Annotated in this window: 21 protein-coding genes; 16 read left to right on the top strand and 5 right to left on the bottom strand. The window is 26.4% G+C overall.

Annotation, left to right across the window (positions count from 1 at the left end):
• Window positions 1-11 precede the first annotated feature (11 nt).
• Window positions 12-476: a peroxiredoxin family protein gene (locus AYC60_RS02905; protein WP_067321067.1), complete on the top strand. Its 465-nt coding sequence runs from the start codon at window positions 12-14 to the stop codon at window positions 474-476.
• Entirely contained in the window at window positions 477-1394 is a 918-nt protein-coding gene (locus tag AYC60_RS02910) for a nucleoside hydrolase (protein ID WP_067321069.1), read from the top strand. It abuts the gene before it with no gap.
• A gap of 23 nt (window positions 1395-1417) precedes the next feature.
• Here AYC60_RS02910 and AYC60_RS02915 read toward each other — a convergent pair whose 3' ends face one another.
• A complete protein-coding gene (locus AYC60_RS02915) occupies window positions 1418-2347 on the bottom strand; it encodes an L-lactate dehydrogenase (RefSeq protein WP_067321072.1) in 930 nt (309 codons plus the stop codon).
• A gap of 11 nt (window positions 2348-2358) precedes the next feature.
• Window positions 2359-3105: a YebC/PmpR family DNA-binding transcriptional regulator gene (locus tag AYC60_RS02920; protein WP_067321075.1), complete on the bottom strand. Its 747-nt coding sequence runs from the start codon at window positions 3103-3105 to the stop codon at window positions 2359-2361.
• Window positions 3106-3216: 111 nt separating this feature from the next.
• Between AYC60_RS02920 and ruvC the strand changes: the two genes are divergently transcribed.
• The 14 genes from ruvC (at window position 3217) to eno (ending at window position 18096) form a co-directional block, all read left to right on the top strand.
• Window positions 3217-3819: a crossover junction endodeoxyribonuclease RuvC gene (gene ruvC / locus AYC60_RS02925; RefSeq protein ID WP_067321078.1), complete on the top strand. Its 603-nt coding sequence runs from the start codon at window positions 3217-3219 to the stop codon at window positions 3817-3819.
• Window positions 3820-3825: 6 nt separating this feature from the next.
• Complete coding sequence (locus tag AYC60_RS02930; RefSeq protein ID WP_067321081.1) at window positions 3826-4776, top strand: DHH family phosphoesterase; 951 nt, start codon at window positions 3826-3828, stop codon at window positions 4774-4776.
• Entirely contained in the window at window positions 4773-5054 is a 282-nt protein-coding gene (locus tag AYC60_RS02935; protein ID WP_067321084.1) for a hypothetical protein, read from the top strand. Before AYC60_RS02930 ends, AYC60_RS02935 begins: the two co-directional genes overlap by 4 nt.
• 123 nt (window positions 5055-5177) lie before the next feature.
• The gene (uraA, locus tag AYC60_RS02940; RefSeq protein WP_067321087.1) at window positions 5178-6464 is read left to right on the top strand and encodes a uracil permease; all 1287 of its coding nucleotides are present in this window, start codon (window positions 5178-5180) and stop codon (window positions 6462-6464) included.
• A gap of 135 nt (window positions 6465-6599) precedes the next feature.
• Complete coding sequence (locus tag AYC60_RS02945; RefSeq protein WP_067321089.1) at window positions 6600-7610, top strand: Fe(3+) ABC transporter substrate-binding protein; 1011 nt, start codon at window positions 6600-6602, stop codon at window positions 7608-7610.
• Complete coding sequence (locus tag AYC60_RS02950) at window positions 7601-9178, top strand: ABC transporter permease (protein WP_067321092.1); 1578 nt, start codon at window positions 7601-7603, stop codon at window positions 9176-9178. The genes AYC60_RS02945 and AYC60_RS02950 overlap by 10 nt, the downstream gene beginning before the upstream one ends.
• 1 nt (window position 9179) lies before the next feature.
• Window positions 9180-9797 carry an ABC transporter ATP-binding protein gene (locus AYC60_RS02955; RefSeq protein ID WP_067321095.1) on the top strand — a complete coding sequence of 206 codons (618 nt, stop codon included), beginning with the start codon at window positions 9180-9182 and terminating at the stop codon, window positions 9795-9797.
• A 118-nt stretch (window positions 9798-9915) separates the two neighbouring features.
• Entirely contained in the window at window positions 9916-10827 is a 912-nt protein-coding gene (murQ, locus tag AYC60_RS02960; protein ID WP_067321098.1) for an N-acetylmuramic acid 6-phosphate etherase, read from the top strand.
• Window positions 10805-11650, top strand: coding sequence for a MurR/RpiR family transcriptional regulator (locus tag AYC60_RS02965; RefSeq protein WP_067321100.1), 846 nt, complete (start codon window positions 10805-10807; stop codon window positions 11648-11650). Before murQ ends, AYC60_RS02965 begins: the two co-directional genes overlap by 23 nt.
• A gap of 16 nt (window positions 11651-11666) precedes the next feature.
• Window positions 11667-13073 (top strand): PTS transporter subunit EIIC, encoded by a 1407-nt coding sequence (locus AYC60_RS02970; protein ID WP_067321103.1) that lies wholly within the window; start codon window positions 11667-11669, stop codon window positions 13071-13073.
• 26 nt (window positions 13074-13099) lie between these two features.
• Window positions 13100-13885 (top strand): alpha/beta hydrolase, encoded by a 786-nt coding sequence (locus tag AYC60_RS02975; protein WP_067321106.1) that lies wholly within the window; start codon window positions 13100-13102, stop codon window positions 13883-13885.
• Between the two features lie 14 nt (window positions 13886-13899).
• Window positions 13900-15681 (top strand): penicillin binding protein PBP4B, encoded by a 1782-nt coding sequence (pbp4b, locus tag AYC60_RS02980; protein ID WP_067321108.1) that lies wholly within the window; start codon window positions 13900-13902, stop codon window positions 15679-15681.
• Window positions 15678-16694, top strand: a complete 1017-nt coding sequence (locus tag AYC60_RS02985; protein ID WP_067321111.1) for a MupG family TIM beta-alpha barrel fold protein — start codon at window positions 15678-15680, stop codon at window positions 16692-16694. Before pbp4b ends, AYC60_RS02985 begins: the two co-directional genes overlap by 4 nt.
• A 103-nt stretch (window positions 16695-16797) precedes the next feature.
• Window positions 16798-18096 carry a phosphopyruvate hydratase gene (eno, locus tag AYC60_RS02990; RefSeq protein ID WP_067321114.1) on the top strand — a complete coding sequence of 433 codons (1299 nt, stop codon included), beginning with the start codon at window positions 16798-16800 and terminating at the stop codon, window positions 18094-18096.
• A 21-nt stretch (window positions 18097-18117) separates the two neighbouring features.
• Here the strand turns inward: eno and AYC60_RS02995 are convergent, their stop codons facing one another.
• Genes AYC60_RS02995 through AYC60_RS03005 form a run of 3 tightly spaced genes read right to left on the bottom strand, consistent with a single transcriptional unit; the run spans window position 18118 to window position 21762 of the window.
• Window positions 18118-18984, bottom strand: coding sequence for a DUF4300 family protein (locus tag AYC60_RS02995; protein ID WP_067321117.1), 867 nt, complete (start codon window positions 18982-18984; stop codon window positions 18118-18120).
• Between the two features lies 1 nt (window position 18985).
• A complete protein-coding gene (locus tag AYC60_RS03000) occupies window positions 18986-19546 on the bottom strand; it encodes a hypothetical protein (RefSeq protein WP_067321119.1) in 561 nt (186 codons plus the stop codon).
• The gene (locus AYC60_RS03005) at window positions 19546-21762 is read right to left on the bottom strand and encodes an ATP-dependent helicase (RefSeq protein WP_067321122.1); all 2217 of its coding nucleotides are present in this window, start codon (window positions 21760-21762) and stop codon (window positions 19546-19548) included. The genes AYC60_RS03000 and AYC60_RS03005 overlap by 1 nt, the downstream gene beginning before the upstream one ends.
• Window positions 21763-21827 lie beyond the last annotated feature (65 nt).

A 21827-nucleotide genomic window follows, 5' to 3' on the forward strand; every position in this document is an offset into this window, starting at 1 on the left:
AGGAGATAATTATGAAAAAAATAATTTTAATATTAATGATGTTTTTAACTTTTTCTTGTTTTTCAGCAGAGAAAAATAAAGTAGGGGTAATAAATGCTACAAATTATGAAAGTACTGTTAAAAAGGAAAATCAAATAGTAGTCTATGCTGCTGCATGTTGTCCTCATTGTCAAGTTGAGTTAGAAAATTTAAGTAAATTACAAGATAAATTAAAAGATACAAAAATTACTGTAATTTTTTATCCTTTTATTTCATCTGATAATGGTTTAGTTGACTATGAAAAAGAAACTTTAGAATTTATAAATGAAAAAAAATATAATTTTGAATACTATTTAGATAAAGATAGAGAAGTAATGCAAAAATTAAATATTAAATCAATACCTGCTGTAGGTATAGTAAAAGATGGAGAATACTTAAAAGAGGTAAATGAAGAAGATGTTTCTATGGAAAAAATATTAGAAGTATTTGGAGGATAAATGTTAAGTAAGATACCATTAATAATTGATACAGATCCGGGAATAGATGATGCAGCAGCACTAATTTGTGCTATTAATAGTAATGATAAATTAGATATTAAATTAATAACTACAGTATTTGGAAATGTATCATTAGAAAAAACTACTAATAATGCACTTAAGATATTAGAATTTATAGGTAAAGATATTCCTGTTGCAAAAGGATCTAAAAAAGGTATTCTTTTTGAAGGAATAGATGCATCAGAAGTACATGGTGATTCTGGTATGGATGGATATGTATTTAAAGAACCAAAAATTAAAGCTCTAGAAATACATGCTATAGAAGCTATGAGAAATGTTATTTTAAATACAGAGGATAAAATAACTATAGCTACTTTGGGTTCTTTGACTAATGTTGCCCTTTTATTATTAGTTTATCCTGAAGTTAAAAATAAAATTAGAGAAATAGTAATAATGGGTGGGAGTTTAACAGGTGGAAACACAACAACAGGAGCGGAGTTTAATATATATAATGACCCTCACGCTGCAAAGATAGTTTTTGATTCAGGTATAGAATTAACTGTACTAAGTTTAGATATTACTAGAAGATGTCTTATTTCAAATGAAAAATTAAATATATTAAAAAATGGTACTGAGGTATCTAAAATGTGTTATGCTTTATTTGAAAATTATAGAAGTGAAGGTATAGAAAAAGGATTAATGATGCATGATTCTACTGTTATAGCTTATTTAACTAATAAAGAAATGTTTACATACGAATATAAATATATAGATGTAATATTAGAAGGTAGTGCTGTTGGGACATTAGTTGCTGATTATTATACAAATATTTTTTCTAATAAGGTGAAAAATGTTAAATATGTTGTAGATGTTAATGAAAAAGTTTTTGAAGAATGGTTAATTGATAAACTAAAATAAAAAAGTCTGTGTGAACAGACTTTTTATAATTTTATAGTTTTTATTACATCTTTTAAAACTTTTTTTGTGTTTTCTAATTTTTCTTTTTCACTGTCTTCAAATTCTGGACATATTTTTAGATGTTGACCATTTCTACCAACAACATTTGGAACAGAATAATATACATCTTCTAATTGGTTGTATGTTGATATTGTTAAAATACAATTTTCATCTCTTAGGACTGCTTCAACTATTCTTCTTATTGCCATTCCTATAGCATAGTTTGTATATCCTTTTCTAGATATAATTTCATATGCAGCATCTCTAACTTTATGATGTATTTTTTCTTTTAATTCAGCAGCATTTTTAGCCTCTCTTGCGCAAAAATCATCAAAGCTTAATGGACCAATATTAGCAGAAGACCAAACAGGGAATTCTGAATCTCCATGTTCACCTATTATATATGCATGTATGTTTCTAGCATCAAGATCAAATTCTTCAGCAAGATAATATCTTAATCTTGAAGTATCAAGTACAGTTCCAGTTCCTATAACTTTATGTGAAGGTAATCCTGATAACTTATATGCAACCCATGTTAATATATCTACTGGATTTGATGCTATTATTAAAACTGTATTAGGTGAGTAACGTGTTACTTGAGGTATAATAGTTTTAAAAATTTCTACATTTTTATGAACTAAGTCTAATCTAGTTTCGCCTGGCTTCTGATTAGCACCAGCAGTTACTATTACTATATCTGAATCCTGTGTATCTTTATAATCACCAGAAATAATATCACAAGTTTTAATGAATGCGGCACCATGTGCTATATCTAAAACTTCTCCTTTTGCTTTTTCTTTATTCACGTCTACTAAAACAACATGTGAAGCTAATCCAGATAAAACTATGGATAAAGTAGTAGCTGAACCAACAAATCCTGCACCTATAATAGATACTTTTGTAGTTTTTTTCATTGTATTTCCTCCTAATTTAATTTTTCTAAAATATTGTTTGGTATATTGAAGTTTGAATATATGTTTTGTACATCTTCATTATCTTCTAAAGCTTCATATAGATTCATGATAGATTTTGCAACATCAATATCATTAATTTCTATTTCATTTTTTGGGTACATTCCTATTTCAGATTCTATAGGGATGAATCCTAAATCTTTTAATTTGTTTAATACATCTTCCATATCCTTATCTTTAGTAAGAACTATATATTCATTTTCTTTTTCAATAACATCTAAAGCACCAACTAATATAGAATTTTCTAATAATTTTTCAAAACTAATATCTTTATTAAAAATTAGTATTCCTCTTCTGTCAAACATAAATGATACAGAACCATCAGAACCTAGATTTCCTTCATTCCTTGAAAAATTCATTCTAACTGAACCGGCACTTCTATTCTTATTATCTGTTACTACATCAACTATGAATGCAACACCAGATGCTCCGTAACCTTCATAACGTATTTCAATGTATTCTACACCTTCTAATTCACCAGTTCCTTTTTTTATAGCCTTATCTATTACATCTTTTGAAACGTTTGCAGCTTTAGCTTTATCAATTGCTAATCTTAATCTTGGATTAAAGTCTGGATTTCCACCACCTATTCTTGCTGCAACTGTAATTTCTTTTCCAAGTCTTGTGAATAATTTTCCGCGAATTTTGTCTTGTCTACCTTTTCTATGTTGAATATTTGCCCATTTACTATGTCCAGCCATATTAAAGTTCCCTTCATTTTTTATTAGATTATACCATATTTTTATTTATTTCTTCAAGTTGTATAAATATTAATAAATGTGATATAATCAAGTATAGAAAAGAGGTGTAATATGAGGGTAATAGGAATAGATCCTGGTACAGCAATAATAGGGTATTCAATAGTTGATTTCAACAAAGGCAAGACAGAATTAATAGATTATGGTTGTATATATACTGATAAAGACTTATCTATGCCAGTAAGACTTGAACAGATATTTTTTAAACTAGAAACATTATTTAATATGTATAAACCAGATCATATGGCTATAGAAGAGTTGTTTTTTTTCAAAAACCAAAAAACAATAATTACTGTAGCTCAAGCTAGAGGAGTAATAGTAGCTAAGGCACAAATATCTGGAATAGAAATTTTTAATTATACACCTTTACAGGTTAAAACAGGGATAACTGGTTATGGTAGAGCAGAAAAAAAACAAGTACAAGAAATGATAAAAATATTACTGAAATTAGATGAAATTCCAAAACCTGATGATGCAGCAGATGCTATAGCTATTGCAATTAATCATATTAATACTATAAGGGGTGTTGGGGCTTTATTAAACAACCCTAGGGATAGGGTGAATAAAGTTACTGAGATTATGGAAAAGACTAAACTTAAGAATAAAAATGTAATAAGTATAGAGGATTATAAAAATATATTGAAAAAAAAGAAATGAGGAAAAATGAAAGAACTAATTAATATAAAAAATGAGATAGATAAATATAATAACATAGTGCTTTCTGCACATGTAAACCCAGATGGTGATGCATTTGGTGCATTATTTGCATTTAAGTTTATGATAGAAAAATATAATTCTAATAAAAAAGTTGATATAGTAATGCAATTTGAAATTCCTAAATTTATGAAAAAATTTGATGAAAGCAAGTTAATTAAAGATAATTATAGTGATGATGTTGAATTGGTTATTATGCTTGATACTGCAAATATAGATAGAGCAGCAATAGATAATAGAATTTTTGAGATTGCAAAACAAACAATAAATATAGATCATCATGTAAGCAACACTAAATATTTAAATATTAATTATGTAGAAGATATTTCATCGGCTAGTGAGTTATTATATAAGTTTTTAGATATATTTAATATAGAATTAGATGAACAAATAGCCAAGTTTATGTATTTAGGAATAATAAATGATACTGGTAATTTTAGACATTCTAATGTAAAAGAAAGCACTTTTAATGTTGCTGCAAATCTTGTAAAAGTTGGAGTAGATATAAGAAAAATAAATAATATACTATTTTCTAAATCTAGAGAAAAGGTTAAAGTATTTGGTAAAGCTTTAATTGAGTATAAATATTTAGAAGACATAAATTTTGCTTACTTATATATCTCACAAAATGACATGAAAGAACTTGGAGTTACTGAAGAAGATACAGATGGTATTTCTGAATTATTATTAAGTATAGAAGATGTTGATGTATCACTTTTTGTAAGGGAAGATAGTGAAAAAATGTTAAAGGGTAGTTTTAGATCAAAAAATGTTAATGTAAATAAGATTGCTTCTAATTTTAATGGTGGAGGTCATGTATTAGCTGCAGGATTTAAATTTAATGGTAGTTTTGATGAAATAATAGAAAAAGTGATATCAGAATTGAGAGGTTTAAAATGATAAAAAAATTTATTACTATTTCTATAGTTATTTTTTCTTTATCTTGCTCTGCGGTTACCCCTTTATCCAAATATCATATAAAAGAAATTGCAAGTATAGCCTCAAAAAGGATTTTTAGTGAATCCTTTGATAAGGTTCAATATAAAGATATGAGAATATATAAAAAGGGATACGGTACTTGGTATATAAGTGCATATGGGGACTATGGTATATATTTATTGGAAATTGATGAAGATGGAAATGTTATGAAATTTTTAAAAAATGAATATAGTGAATAATACTGAGATAGCTCAGTATTTTTTTCTTTGGAAAACTATTGACAAATATTTTTTGTTTTTGGTATAATTTTAAAAATTACGGTGAATTCTAAGTAGGACTGTAATTAATAAGGAGGAAAAATTATGTCAATTAGAAAAATTATTCAAGTTGATGAAAAAGTGCCAGCTAAATTATTAGTGCCACTAAGTTTACAACACACTTTTGCAATGTTTGGTGCCTCAGTGCTAGTACCTATTATTTTTGGAATTGATACAGGTATAGTATTGCTGATGAATGGTATTGGTACATTGCTTTTTATTTTAATTACAAAAGGGAAAGCACCAGCTTATCTAGGTTCAAGTTTTGCTTTCTTGGCACCAGCAGGTATGGTTATAGCTAATATGAGTTATGAATATGCTTTAGGTGGTTTTGTTTTTGTAGGTCTTGTAGGATGTATACTTGCAGGAATAATATATAAATTCGGGACATCTTGGATTAATATAATATTACCACCTGCTGCTATGGGATCTGTGGTTGCATTAATAGGTTTTGAACTTGCAAGAATAACAATAACTGGAGGTAAAATTGGAGCTAATATTATGACAGATACTTCTACTTTAAATGATAAAATAGTATTTGGGGTAACTTTAACATTTGCTATATTAGGTTCAGTATTATTTAGAAAGTTTTTTGCTACCATACCTATACTTATTGCAATAATAGTAGGATATGTAACTTCAATATATTTAGGAATGGTTGACTTTTCAACAGTTACAAACACAGCTTTATTTACAATACCTAAATTTCAAGTTGCAAAATTTAATTTTACTGCAATATTAACAATGCTTCCTGTAATATTTGTAATAGTTTCAGAACATATATCTCATCAAGTTGTTACAAGTAGAATTATAAATAGGGATTTAATTAAAGATCCAGGATTACATAAAAGTTTATTTGCAGATAATTTTTCAACTATGTTATCAGGTTTTGTTGGAGGAGTACCAACAACAACTTATGGTGAAAATATAGGAGTTATGGCAATAACAGGAGTATATAGTGTACAAGTAATAAAAGGTGCTGCTATTATTTCAATATTTATGGCCTTTGTAGGACCTTTTTCTGCATTAATACAATCTATACCAGGAAATGTTATAGGAGGAGTTACTTTCTTACTATATGGTATGATAGGATCATCAGGGTTAAGATTATTAGTTGAAGAAAAAGTAAACTTTAATAAACCGCAAAATTTAATACTTACATCAGTTACTTTTATTGCTGGATTATCTGGTTTACAAATACAATTATTTGATATTACTTTCCAAGGTATGAATTTAGCAGCGATAATAGGAATATTAATTAGTTTATTATTCTATGTATTTGATAAATTTAATATAATGAATGAAAAATGGAATGAAGAAGTAGAAATATAACTAATAATATATATTATGAGAGAAAGATAAAGATATAAATTTATCTTTCTTTTTATTTACATAAAAAAAAATATATGATATAATATTTTTGTAAGCAAATACTTTTGCTATCAAAATATTTGGAGGTCAAAGTAAATGAAAAGATTATTATTGTTAATTACAGTATTAGTAACAAACTTAATTTTTGGAAGTGGTGTAGTAAATGTATATACATCTAGACATTATGATTCTGATAAATCAATTTATTTAGAATTTGAAAGACAAACAGGGATAAAAGTGAATGTTGTTCAAAATAATGACGTTTCAGCATTAATTAAAAGATTAGAATTAGAAGGTAAATCTACAGATGCTGATGTTTTTATTACTGTAGGTGTAGGAGATCTTTATACAGCTAAAATGAAAAATTTATTACAACCTATTACTTCAAGAAAAGTATTAGATAATGTACCAGCTAATTTTAGAGATAAAAGTAATAATTGGGTTGGATTAACATATAGAGCTCGTATTTTAGTATATAATCCAGAAAAAGTAAATGTTAAAGAACTATCAACTTATGAAGCACTTACAGATAAAAAATGGGATAATAGAATACTTACAAGAAGTTCTTCAAGTTCATATAATAAACATTTAATTTCATTTATGATAGCAAAAAAAGGTGAAAAATCTGCAACTGAATGGGCTAAAGGCTTAGTAGAAAACTTTGCAAGAAGTCCTAAAGGTAATGATAGAGATCAAGCTAAATCTGTATTAGCAGGTGTTGGTGATATAGCTATTATGAATAGTTACTATATGGGTAAAATGACTGATTCTAAAGATCCTCTTGAAAGAGAAGTTGCTTCAAAATTAAAAATATTTTTCCCTAATCAAAAAGATGGTGGAACACACATTAATCTTTCTGGGGCAGGAATTACAAAATATAGTAAAAATAAAGAAAATGCAGTTAAATTTGTAGAATTTTTAACTGATAAATATGCACAAATGGTTTATTCATATGAAAATTATGAATATCCTGTAAATCCAAAAACAGAAATAAGTCCAGTAGTTAAATCATGGGGAACATTTAAACCATCTAAAATAGATTTTGATAAAATTGGTCAAAATTTAGAAAAAGCAAAATTTGTTGCGGATAGTGCAAATTGGAAATAAAAAAAATTGATGTTTGGAAAATACTATCATATATTTTAATAGGGCTAATAATTAGCCCTATAATATATATATTTATAAATAGTTTTAAACCTAATAGTGAGTTAACTAATCATATATTTGATTTTCTATTAAAAGAATATATTATTAATACCACATTAATACTAATACCTACAGTAATATTTACTTTAATTATAGGTTTTGGTTTAGCATATTTTGAAACATTTTATGAATATAAATTTAGAAGTTTTTTTAGATATACGAATTTTCTATCATTTGCTATACCCAGTTATTTATTTGCATATATTTATGTTGATTTTTTAACAGGTCCCTTACATTTATTTCTTGGCAAATATGGATTTAATGTATATATTGATATTGCTAATATTAAAGGAGTTATTTTTATACTAAGTATATCTTTTTACCCTTATGTATATATTACTACAAGAGCGTATATGAAAAGAATTTCTATGGATTTAATTTATTCATCTAAACTACTAGGACAAAGTAATTTTCAAACTTTATATAATATAATATTACCATTATCAAGACCTGCTATAATTACAGGGATTATGTTGGTTATTATGGAAACTCTTAATGCTTTTGGTGTGCCATATTTTTTTGGTATTAGAGTTTTTAGTACAGGAATTTATGACAGTTGGATTAATAATTATGATTTAGATGGCGCCAATAAACTATCTTTAATTTTAATTATTGTAGTACTTCTGTTTCTATTTATAGAAAAATTAAGTAGGAGAAAAATAAAATATGTATTTAATAAAAACACAAAAATAAAAAGAAAAAAATTGATAGGTATTAAACATATATTAGTTTTATTATTCTTTTTTTCAGTATTTTTATTTACTTTATTTTTCCCGATATTATATATATTTAGATGGATGTATTTATCTATAGGTTATGTATATTTTTCAGATATATTAATTAATACCAAAAATACATTGGGTATATTAATGTATTCATCTTTTTTTGTCTTATTTATAGCAATTTATTTAACAAATACAAATAGACTTGATAAGAAAAAATGGATAATTAATAAACTTAGTTCTATTGGTTATTCTATACCGGGTTCAGTAATAGCGGTAGGTTTTTTATCTATATTTATTAGTATAGATTTATTGTTAATAAAATTAGGAATTACAGAGAGTATGACTCTTATAAAAAGTCCTATTATAATAATATTTGCATATACTACTAGATTTTTATCACTATCATATAATCCTATTGAATCAAGTATAGAAAAAAATGGTAATAGTTTACATGAAAGTTCAAGATTATTAGGAATGAATAGATTGAATACATTTTTTAAAGTTGATATATTTATGCAAAAAACAGCTATTATTTCTTCTTTCTTATTATTATCAATAGAAATAATAAAAGAAATGCCACTAGCATCTATGCTTTTAAGTAACAATACACTTTCAATACAAATGAAAAATTATGCAAGTGATGAAGAATTAGTGTTGGTTGGTTTTCCAGCTTTAGTTTTAATATCAATAACACTATTTTTAATTAGTGTATATAATTATATAGATATGAAGGGAGAGGAATAGTTTGAAATTTTTAGAATTTAATAATGTAAGTTTCTCTTATGAAAAAGATCTTATAATCGATAATTATTCTTTTTCTATGGATAAATCAGAAATACTTATGATTAAAGGTAAGTCAGGTATAGGGAAATCTACACTTTTAAGGTTGATATCTGGTTTAGAAAAAATTAAAACTGGTACAATATTTTTAGATGGTGTGAATATAACTAATGAAAAAATAGAAAAAAGGAATATAGGGTATTTATTTCAAGAATTTGCCTTATTTCCACACTTAGATGTATTTCAAAATATTTCATTTGGATTAAATAAATTAAGTAAAAAAGAAAAAGAAGAAAAAGTTTTAGAAATGCTTGATTTAATTGAATTAAAAGGTTATGAAAAAAGATATCCCCATGAACTATCTGGTGGGGAAAAACAAAGAGTTGCATTAGCAAGATCTCTTGCAGTTATGCCAAAGTTATTATTATTAGATGAACCATTTTCATCATTAAATATAGAGCTTAGAGAAAAGCTAAGACTGGAACTTAAAGAAATACTTAAAAAAGTAGGAATTACAACTATTATTGTAAGTCATGATTTAGATGATAGTACTATAGCAGATAGAGTTATTAATATGAGGTAGAAGCAATGCTTCTACCTTTGTTTTTTTCAATATTTGAAAATCACTTTCAATAAAAATTGATTTTTTTGAAAATCAAGGTATAATATATTATACAAAAATAGTAAAGGTGGTGAATGTGATGGTAGACTTATCTAAATTATCAACAGAAAAGAATAACGAAAATAGTAAAGATATTGAGTTACAAGATAGTTATGAAATAGTAAGAAGGATAAATGAAGAAGATAAGAAAGTTGCTTATTGTGTTGAAAAAGCACTTCCTTCTATAGCTAAATTAGTTGATGAGATAGTTTTAAGAACTGCTCCTACTACAAGGATAATATATATAGGAGCAGGGACATCTGGAAGGTTAGGCGTTTTAGATGCCTCGGAATGCCCGCCAACTTATGGAGTTGATTTTGAAGTAGTTCAAGGTTTAATTGCTGGTGGTAAAGATGCTATGTTTAAAGCAAAAGAAAATGTTGAAGATAGCCCTGAACAAGGCAGAAAAGATCTTGAAGAAATAAAATTAACTAAAGATGATGTTGTTATTGGTATAACAGCTTCAGGAAGGACACCTTATGTACTTGGTGCTGTTAAATATGCAAGAGAAGTTGGTGCACTAACAGGAAGTATTACTTGTTCTGAAGATTCAGAACTTTCTAGAAATGTTGATATACCTATAGAGGTTGTAGTAGGAGCTGAAATAGTTACTGGTTCAACTAGAATGAAATCAGGAACTGCACAGAAATTAGTTCTAAATATGATATCTACAAGTGTAATGATTAAAAGAGGAAAAGTTTTTTCAGGGTATATGGTCGATGTTAAAACTTCAAATTTAAAATTAATTGAAAGAGCAAAAAGAATTCTAATGAATACAACTAATATAAGTTATGAAGAAGCTGGAATTTATTTAGAAAAATCAGGTATGAGTGTTAAGGTTGCGATAGCAATGATATTATTAAAAATTGAGAAAGAGGATGCAGAAAAGAAACTTGAACAATACAAGTTTAATGTTGCGCAATTGATACATGAGTTTACTAGTAAAGATTAGAGAAAATAAAAATTTTACGTCAAGTGAAACTGATATATCAAAATACTTGATGGAAAATTATAAAAAGATAAAGAATTTAGATGCAAAAAAAATTGCTTCTGACACTTATACAAGCATTTCAGCTGTAACTAGAACTTGTAAAAAAATAGGATTGTCAGGATTTCAAGAATTTAAGATATCTCTGATAGAAGAGTTGGCAAATTTAGAAGAAAATAAGTTAGAATTTGAAAATGTAGATATTGAAAGAAATAATGATACTAAAATGATAATTGAAAAATTAAACAAACTTAGTATTAGTTCTTTAAGAGAAACTAAATTATTACAAGATGCAGTAATGATAGATAAAGTAGTAGATCTAATAAGAAGTAAAAAAGTTATTGATTTTTATGGAGTTGGAGCATCTCATATAGTGTGTTTAGATGCACAGTATAAGTTTATGAGAATAGGTAAAGTTTGTAATGCATTTGGTCCTTATGATTTACAGCATATACAGGCAATAAACAGTACTAGTGATAATCTTGCAATAATAATATCTTATTCAGGTATGACTGAAGATATAGTTAAAATTAGTGAAGTATTAAAAAATAGAGGAATAGAGACTATATCTATTACTAAATATGGAAGTAATGAAGTTGCATCAAGAGCAAATCATAATCTATATGTAACATCTAGAGAAGCATTAAAAAGAAGTGCTGCAATATATTCAAGAATTTCAATGCTAAATTTAATAGATGTTATTTATTTGAAATATTCAAATATGAATTTTGATGAAGTAAGTACTAAAATTAATGAAACAAAAATAAAAAAAATAAAAGAAAAATAAGAATGGAGTGAAATGTATGGATGCTAAAAAAGTCGCAAAAGAAATCTTTGATGCCCTTGGTGGAAAAGATAATATTTTAAGTAATGCAGTTTGCATGACTAGATTAAGAGTTGGAACAAAACAAGAAGTTAATGTAGAAGCTCTTAAAAAAATTGATGGAGTATTAAGTGTTGTTGAAGCTGATACTTTACAAATAGTTTTAGGACCAGGAAAAGTTAATATGGTAGGTGATGAATTTACTAAATTAACTGGTATACCTTTAGGATTTGCTGATGTTAAAGACGTAGCTAATGAAAATAAAAAGGTAAATAAAGCTAAACATAATGGTCCAGTACAACAATTTTTACAAAAAATTGCAAATATATTTGTTCCATTATTACCTGGAATTATTGCTGCAGGATTGATCTTAGGATTATCTAATGTAGTAAATGTTACAACTAAAGGAGCATTTGCAGGGCAATGGTGGTTTGCTGCTATTAAAACTATAGGATTTGGTATGTTTACATACTTAGCTATTTATGTTGGAATGAATTCTGCAAAAGAATTTGGTGGAACAGCTATTTTAGGTGGAATTATTGGAGCTTTATTTGTTGGTAATGCTGCACATCCATTACTTGCAAAGATTAATGATGTACCAATGAATTTACCAATAGTTGATAAACCTTTCTCACCTGGTATTGGTGGATTACTTGCTTCTTTATTTATGGGAATTATAGTTGCTAAATTAGAAAGAAGTATAAGAAAAGTTATGCCTACAATGTTAGACACATTCTTTACACCATTATTTACATTATTAATAAGTGTTTTCGTTGCTATTTTAGTAATACAACCAGTAGGAACATTTGTAACTAAAGCAATATTTACTGTATTAGATGTAGTTTATAATAAATTTGGTATAGCAGGTGGATATATCTTGTCAGCTGGATTCTTACCATTAGTATCAGTTGGATTACACCAAGCATTAACACCAATACACGTATTATTAAACAGCCCTGATGGACCAACTCAAGGAATTAACTACTTATTACCTATATTAATGATGGCAGGTGGAGGACAAGTTGGAGCAGGACTTGCAATTTACTTTAAAACTAAAAATAAAAAACTTAAAACACTTACAAGAGACGCATTACCAGTTGGTATATTAGGTATAGGAGAACCATTAATGTATGCAGTTACACTTCCTTTAGGTAAACCATTCATTACAGCTTGTTTAGGTGCAGGTTTTGGAGGATTATTAGCATCATTATTCAAAGTTGGTACTATAACTCAAGGTGTTTCAGGATTATTTGGATTATTAATAGTTAAACCAGGAACATGGCATTTCTACTTAATAGCAATGATAGGTGCATATATAGGTGGATTTGTATTAACATATTTCTTTGGAGTAGATGAAGAAAGAATAGAAGAAATTTACGGTGAATAATAAAATAAAAAACTAGGAGTGATTATATGAAAAAATATTTATTAATTTTTTTAATGTTTTTTGCAACACTGGGATACTCTTTTAAAAGAGAAGATATTAAAGTATTTTCAAAAGAAATGAATAAAGAAATACCGGTAACAGTAGTTTTACCAGATTCATATAGTAAAGATAATAAATATTCAGTAATCTATACATTACATGGATGGTCTGGATCAAATAAAAACTTTGTAGAAAAAACTCCTATTGGTGAATTAGCTGATAAATATAATGTTATTTATGTCTCTCCAGATGGAAATTATGATAGTTGGTATGTTGATTCTGAAATAGTTAAAGAATCTAAATATGCTACATTTATTGCTAAAGAGTTAGTAGAAAGTATAGATAAAATGTATTCAACTGTTACTGAATCTAAAAATAGAGCAATAACAGGATTAAGTATGGGTGGATATGGAGCATTTTTCATAGGTATACATAATCAAAAAGTGTTTGGTAATATTGGAAGTATGAGTGGTGGATTAATACCTGAAGATTATAAAGGAAATTGGGGAATTTCTAAATTCATCAATGCTAACTGGGAAAATTATAATATTGATTCATTAGCTCACAAATTATTATTTACAAAAACTAATATAATATTTGATTGTGGTGTAGATGATTTCTTTATAGAAGTAAATAGAGAAGTACATAATAAATTACTTTCATTAAATATTAATCATGACTATGCTGAAAGACCTGGAATGCATAACTGGGTATATTGGGGTAACTCAATTAAATACCAAACATTATTTTTTGTAGAAAATTTTAATAAATAATTGGAAGTGAAATTATGAAAAAAATACTATTGATTATAATTACATTGATATCAACGTTTTTTTCTTATAGTTTTCAATTAGTTAAAGAATTTCCTACAACTAAAGGTTTTGACGATTCTATATTAACTAATCAAATGTTTGAATTTAAAGGATTTAAAGAACAGGGTTATCTAATATTAGAATATAAGAACTTTAAAAAAGCTAACATTTTTATTAATGGTAAAAAATTATATTTAAATAATATAAAGGGAGAAGGTACTGTAAAAATTGATATATCAAAATATACAAGAAATGATAATAATATTTTTCAAATTTCATCACTAGATGGTGAAGTAAAAGTTAAAGTACCTTATCCTGAAATAAAAGTTAATTTAATAAAAAATGAGAGAACTAAATTTTTAGACGAATTTTTAAACTCTCAAATTAAAGCAGGATTTCCATCTGCACAACTTAGTATAGTTAAAGATGGTGTATTAATATATCAAAATAGTTTTGGTTATGTTAATAACTATAAACAAGATGGTACTGTTTTAGAAAATAGAATAAAAGTAAATGATGACACTTTATATGACCTAGCTAGTAATACAAAAATGTATGCAACTAATTATGCAATTATGAAACTTGTATCTGATGGTAAATTAAAAGTTGAAGATTATGTAAATAAATATTTTCCTGAATTCACAGGAGGTGGGAAAGAAGAAATACAGGTAAGTGATCTTCTTAAACACCAAGCAGGATTTCCTGCAGATCCACAATATTTTAATGATGTATATGATAAAGATGATGGAATAGTTAATGGTAAAAATGATTTATTTGCTATAGGTAAAGAAAATGTAGAAAAAGCAATCATGAAAACACCATTGATATATAAACCTAAAACTAGTACAAAGTATTCAGATGTTGATTATATGTTGTTAGGATTATTAGTTGAAAAAATATCAGGACAGGATCTAGATGTATTTTTAAATAATGAAATTTATTCAAAATTATGTTTAAAACATACATATTTTAATCCATTAGAACACGGGTTTGTGAAAGATAATGTTGCTGCAACAGAGTTAAATGGTAATACTAGAGATGGATTTGTATCATTTAATAATGCTAGAACATATACTATTCAAGGAGAAGTACATGATGAAAAAGCATTTTATTCTATGAATGGAATATCAGGTCATGCAGGACTTTTCTCTAATTCATTTGAAGTAGCTAAATTAGCACAAATAATGATAAATCAAGGAGGATATGGAGAATATAAATTCTTTAATAGAACTACTTTAGATCATTTTGTGAAGCCAAAAGATATTAATTCTAGCTATGGATTGGGATGGAGAAGACAAGGAGATTATATATATAGATGGGCTTTTTCAGGAATAGCTTCAAAAGATAGTATAGGTCATACTGGATGGACTGGAACACTTACTATAATTGACCCTTCACAAAACTTAGTAGTTGTATTACTTACAAATGCTAAGAATACAAGTGTAATTAATCCAAAAGCTAATCCAAATAAGTTTTACGGAGATAGATACTATGTTAAAAATTATGGAGCAGTAGCTTCATTGGCATATGATTTAGTATCAACTAAAACTAATTCTAAAGAAGATAAAATTAGATTAAATGAAACTCTAAAAGACTTAATTATGGGTAGATATAAATTAATGCAAGAAGATGCTAATTATACTACTAAAGCTGATTTTATGGAAGTGCTGGAATTAATTAACTTACTTGAAAAAAGAGAGGGTAAATTAAGTCAAGAATTTAAAGAAATAAAAAGGGAAATGGAAATAAATAAATGAGAATAGGATTTTCAATATATTTAAGCACAGAGCTTAATAAAAATAAAGAGATAATAGTTAAAGCAAAAAAATATGGAGCAGAATTTGTTTTTACATCTTTAAATGTACAAGAAGAAGATGTTGACAAGGGTGATCAAATTAACGAAATAATTAAATTATGTTTAGAAAATGATGTCAAGTTAATTGTAGATATAAATGAGAATAGTAAAAATATGCTTAAAACTCATGAAGGTGTATATTATAGAATAGATGATGGATATACTTTAGATGAAATAATTGAATTTAGTAAAAATAATAAGGTAGTTTTAAATTCGAGTGTTTTAAAAGAGAAGGATTTAGAGTATATGAAATCAAAAAATGTTGATTTTAGTAATATTTTAAGTCTACATAATTTCTATCCTAAAAAATATACAGGTATATCTATAGATTTTTTAAGAGAACAAAATAAAAAATATTCTAAATATGGAATATTAAATATGGCATTTGTTCCAGGTGATGAAAAGAGAGGACCGGTTTTTGAAGGGTTACCAACAGTTGAATCACATAGAGAAAAAAGAATATTAACATCAGCACTAGAATTATTTGATAATTATACAGATGTTGTTTTAGTAGGAGATATAGATTTAAATGATGAAAATTGGGAAGAATTAAATTATTTAACTAAAGATATTATACCAATTAAAATTGAAGAAAAAATATTAGTTGGAAATGTATTTGAAGATAGAAGAGACTCATCTGAATATATAATTAGAAATATGGTACATAATAGAAAAGAATTTGAAAAATTTATACTTGAAAATGTTGATACGAATAATCTTGTTAGAGGTGAAGAAATAAAAATGGGAGATGTTTTAATTAGCAACCATCTTTATAAAAGATATTCTGGAGAATTAGAAATAGCACTTAAAGATTTAGGTTTGGATGAAAAAAGAGATAGACTTACTAGAGTAATTACTAATGATTTAGAACTATTAAAATATATTGGAAAGTTTAAGAAATTTATATTTATATAGTTATACATAAATATGCCCACAATTGTGGGCATATTAACTTGTAATTTTTTCCACACTGTGATATAATTAACGATATAGAAAAACAAAAAACGGAGGTTTTAAAATGACAATAATTGAAAATGTTTATGCAAGAGAAATCCTTGATTCAAGAGGAAATCCTACAGTTGAAGTAGAAGTTTACTTAGAAGGTGGAGCTATGGGAAGAGCTTCTGTACCATCAGGTGCATCTACAGGAATACACGAAGCTGTAGAATTAAGAGACGAGGATAAATCAAGATACTTAGGGAAAGGTGTTTTAAAAGCTGTTGAAAACGTAAATGATATTATTGCTGAAGCAATAATTGGTATGGACGCTTTAGATCAAGTAGCTATCGATAAATTAATGATAGATTTAGATGGAACACCAAATAAAGGTAAATTAGGAGCAAATGCTATACTTGGAGTATCTTTAGCAGTAGCTAAAGCAGCAGCAAATCAATTAGGGTTACCTTTATATAGATACTTAGGAGGAGTTAATGCTAAAGAATTACCTGTTCCTATGATGAACATCTTAAACGGTGGATCACATGCTGATTCAGCTGTTGACGTTCAAGAATTCATGGTACAACCAGTTGGTGCTAAAACTTATAAAGAAGCATTAAGAATGGGTGCTGAAATTTTCCACCACTTAGGAAAATTATTAAAAGCTAACGGAGATTCTACTAACGTAGGAAACGAAGGAGGATATGCTCCATCTAAAATCAATGGTACTGAAGGTGCTTTAGATATTATTTCAGAAGCTGTTAAAGCTGCAGGATATGAATTAGGTAAAGACATTACTTTCGCTTTAGATGCTGCTTCTTCAGAATTCTACAATGCTGAAAAAGGTAAATATGTATTCAAAAGAGAAGGTGGAGTTGAAAGAACTTCAGAAGAAATGGTTGCTTGGTATGAAATGTTATGTGCTAAATATCCAATAGTTTCAATAGAAGATGGATTAGCTGAAGACGATTGGGACGGATTCAAATTAATGACAGAAAAATTAGGACACAAAATACAAATAGTTGGAGACGATTTATTCGTTACAAACACTAAGAGATTAGAAGAAGGAATTAAAAAAGGAATTGCTAACTCTATCTTAATTAAATTAAACCAAATCGGTACTTTAACTGAAACATTAGATGCAATTGAAATGGCTAAAAAAGCAGGATATACTGCAGTAGTATCTCATAGATCAGGAGAAACTGAAGATGATACAATAGCAGACGTTGCAGTAGCTACAAATGCAGGACAAATTAAAACAGGATCAGCTTCAAGAACTGATAGAATCGCTAAATACAATCAATTATTAAGAATAGAAGATGATTTAGCTGGAGAAGCATTATACAAAGGAATTGAATCATTATATACAATTAAAAGATAATAAATAAAGAAGAAGGAATTTTTATTTTCCTTCTTCTTTTATTTTATATGTTTCTAATAATTTGTTATTTTCAAGTAACATAGCATGAGCTGTTGGTTGATTATATGAAGTATCATAATGATTCATTAGGTAATCATTAAGTTCTGTTTTATTATTAAATATTATTACTTGGTAAGGCTCTTGGAAAGATAATTTTTCTATGAATACAAACTTATCTTTATTTTTAACAAGTACTCCTATGTGACCTATAAATAGTGAATTTGGTTCATCAAGATCACTATGTAAGAATACAGATATCATACTAATATTATCATTAGTGAAGCTTATTTTTCTATTTTCCCATTCAGTCTGTATATTTTTTAAATGTATGTTATAGTCTTTAGTTTTTTCAGTAGGTATATCTGTATAAAGAGAAATAAATTTATCTCTATCAAGTTTTAGTTCTAGCGGTATGTTTTCAAGACTGTTTTTGTCTAAGAATAAGAAATTAGAACTACCATTTATTTTACCATCATTTTCTATATTAATTAAATCTTTCATTATAGTATATGAAGTTATTCTGCAATTACATCCTACAAAATCAGGATATTTTTTTTCAAGCTTTTCTATCATAAACTCAACATCATATTCTAAAGACTCTAAATTGTCAATTTGTTTAAAATCATCAATTAAATCTTTATTTTCAACTGCTTCATTAAATAGTTTAACTTGTTCTAAAAATGAATCTACATTTTCTTCTTTAATTCCATTTTCAATTAATAAATTTTTTACAAAAGTCTGTGATTTTTCACCTGCTAGATTACTATACATAATTACATCATTATTTGCTTTTTGATTACAAGAAATGATAGTAATAACAGTAATAATTATTATTAAAATTTTTTTCATGTTATTCTTCTCCTAAATATATGTTTTCTAATTTTTCGCTATAGAAAAAATCAAATGGAAGTATAGGGAATCTATTTTTAACTAAATTAATTTCTTCCATATTAAGATTTTTACTTGCTTCGTTAAATATGTTAAATACAAAATTTGAACAGTAAGTATAAAGATTATCGGGATCATTACCTACAAATACTGTGTAATGTTTGTTATAGTATTTTGGTAATAATCTATCTATTTCATTTGATAACTCTTCTGTCATATTTTTGTATCTTAATATAGATATTTTTCTATCTTTTATATGTGCGAATGAATAAATTGGATTATCTGAATAATATTCACTCATCCCTTTAATTTCAACTAATTTTTTATCCTTGTTTATTATAAATAAATGTCCAAACTGTTGAGTTATTTCTTTACCTCTACTTAAAACTACTATATCAAATGGTTCTAATTTACTAATATTTCTATTTACATGTCTAAAAGTATACCAATGGAAATCATCAAGATTACTTGAAAAAATATTTAATGATAAAAATAGTGTAAGTATTAATATTATTTTTTTCATTAATCTAACCTTTCTAAGAATTTTTCAGCAAATTTTAATGCTATTTTCTTTGTCCCTAACGAGAAGTTTACACTTATTGATTTTGGTGTTATTTCTTTTACTACTCCAATACCATATTCATTATGCTTAACTTTATTTCCTACTTTAAAATTAGTTTCTATTTCTGGTATATTAATTTTAGTGTTGTTAATAAACTTGAATGGATTAAAATTTTCTATAGATTTTTTGTTAGGATTTACATATCTATAATTTTCTAAATCTTCATCTTTTTTATTAGTTCTGATATTTGGATTAAATATTTCTGTTTTAAGATTACTACTTATTTCTCCAATAAATCTAGATGGTCTAATAAAATAGTTAGTCATACTTCCCCATGTTTTTCTTTCAAGGGAATGTGAAATAAATAAATTCTCTTCAGCACGTGTAACAGCTACATAGAATATTCTTCTTTCTTCTTCAAGTTCTTCTTCTACAAGTGAATTATCTTCATTAGGAAATAAACCTTCTTCTACTCCTACTAAAAATACAGTGTTAAATTCTAAACCTTTAGATGCGTGTATAGTCATAAGTTTAACAAAATTTTCTTCTTCAACTAGATTATCAGAAGGTGAGTTTAAAGCAACATTCTCTAAGTATTCCTCTATTGATAAAAATCCGGTTTCTTCTTCCATAGTTATTATAGAGTTTATTAATTCTTGTATGTTTTCAGCTCTATCTTCTTTATTTTCATAAGTATCTAGTGCAGAATTATAGTCTATATCATCCATTAATTCTCTTAATATTTCAGATGTTGTTAATTCATTTTTAAGCATAATATATTTATCAATTAAGTTTTTAAATGCTGTTATTTTACTTTTTGCACTAGCGCTAATCTCATTTTCTATACTTAGTATTGCATCATATAAAGATAATTGATTTTTTGTAGCTATTTGAACTAAAGTTTCTATAGTTTTAGGTCCTATAGATCTTTTAGGGAAGTTTATTATTCTTTCAAAGCTTAAATCATCTTTGGTATTATTTATTAATAATAAGTATGAAATTATATCTTTTATTTCTTTTCTATCAAAGAATCTTAACCCTCCGTATACTTTGTATGGTATCTTGTTTTGAATTAAACTTTCTTCTAAAGCTCTCGATTGAGAATTAGTTCTATATAGTATTGTAAAGTCTTTATATTCTTTATCTTTTTTTATTTTTAATTCTGATATTTTATTTGTTACAAAGTTTGCTTCGTCAGATACATTTGTTGCTGTATAAATTCCAATTTTTTCACCAGCATTATTGTCTGACCATAATTTTTTACCTTTAGAGGTTTTATTATTTCTTATTACTGAATTAGCTGCATTTAATATAGTTTGAGTAGATCTATAGTTTTGCTCTAATTTAATAATTTTAGCATTAGGATAATCTTTTTCAAAGTTTAATATATTTTTTATGTTAGCTCCTCTAAAAGCATAAATACTTTGATCTTCATCACCAACTACACATATATTCTTATATTTTTTTGCTATTTTTTTTACTATTTGATATTGTATTTCATTAGTATCTTGATATTCATCTATTAAAATATATATGTATCTATTTTGAATTTTATCTAAAACATAGTCATCATCTAAAAGAGCTTTTGCATTTACTAATAAATCAGAAAAATCCATAGCATTACTTCTTTCAAGTTTTTCTTGATATTCTCTAAATATTTCTTTAAATTCTCTGTTGAAAGGTAAATTCATATCAAGTTCCATACCTAAATTAGTGTAATTTAAGCCTAATTCTTTTAATCTACTGATTTTAGAAATAATCTGTGATTCTTTGTATTTTTTTTCAAAACCAAGACTTTTTAATATTTTTTTTATTATGGACTTTTTATCATTACTATCATAAATATTAAAGTTTGTAGTATATCCAATTCTTTCGGCATAAGTTCTTAATAATCTAACAGCAAAAGAGTGGAAAGTTGAAATTAAAACATCGTTATAGTCTCCTACTAATGTACCAACTCTTTCTTTCATTTCTTTAGCTGCTTTATTGGTAAATGTAAGCGCTAATATATTTTTAGGATTAATATTTTTTTCTTTTATCATATATGCTATTTTAAAAGTTAAAGTTCTTGTTTTACCACTACCTGCTCCAGCTAATATTAATGTTTGTCCTTCTATTAATTTTGCAGCTTCCTTTTGCTGTGGGTTTAAGTTGTTAATGATACTCAATTTTTTCATCTCCCTTTAAAAATATTATATAAATTATATCATAAAAATGAGAAACTGTAACTATAAAGTTACAG

Source organism: Streptobacillus felis (assembly GCF_001559775.1).
GTDB classification, from domain to species: Bacteria; Fusobacteriota; Fusobacteriia; order Fusobacteriales; family Leptotrichiaceae; genus Streptobacillus; species Streptobacillus felis.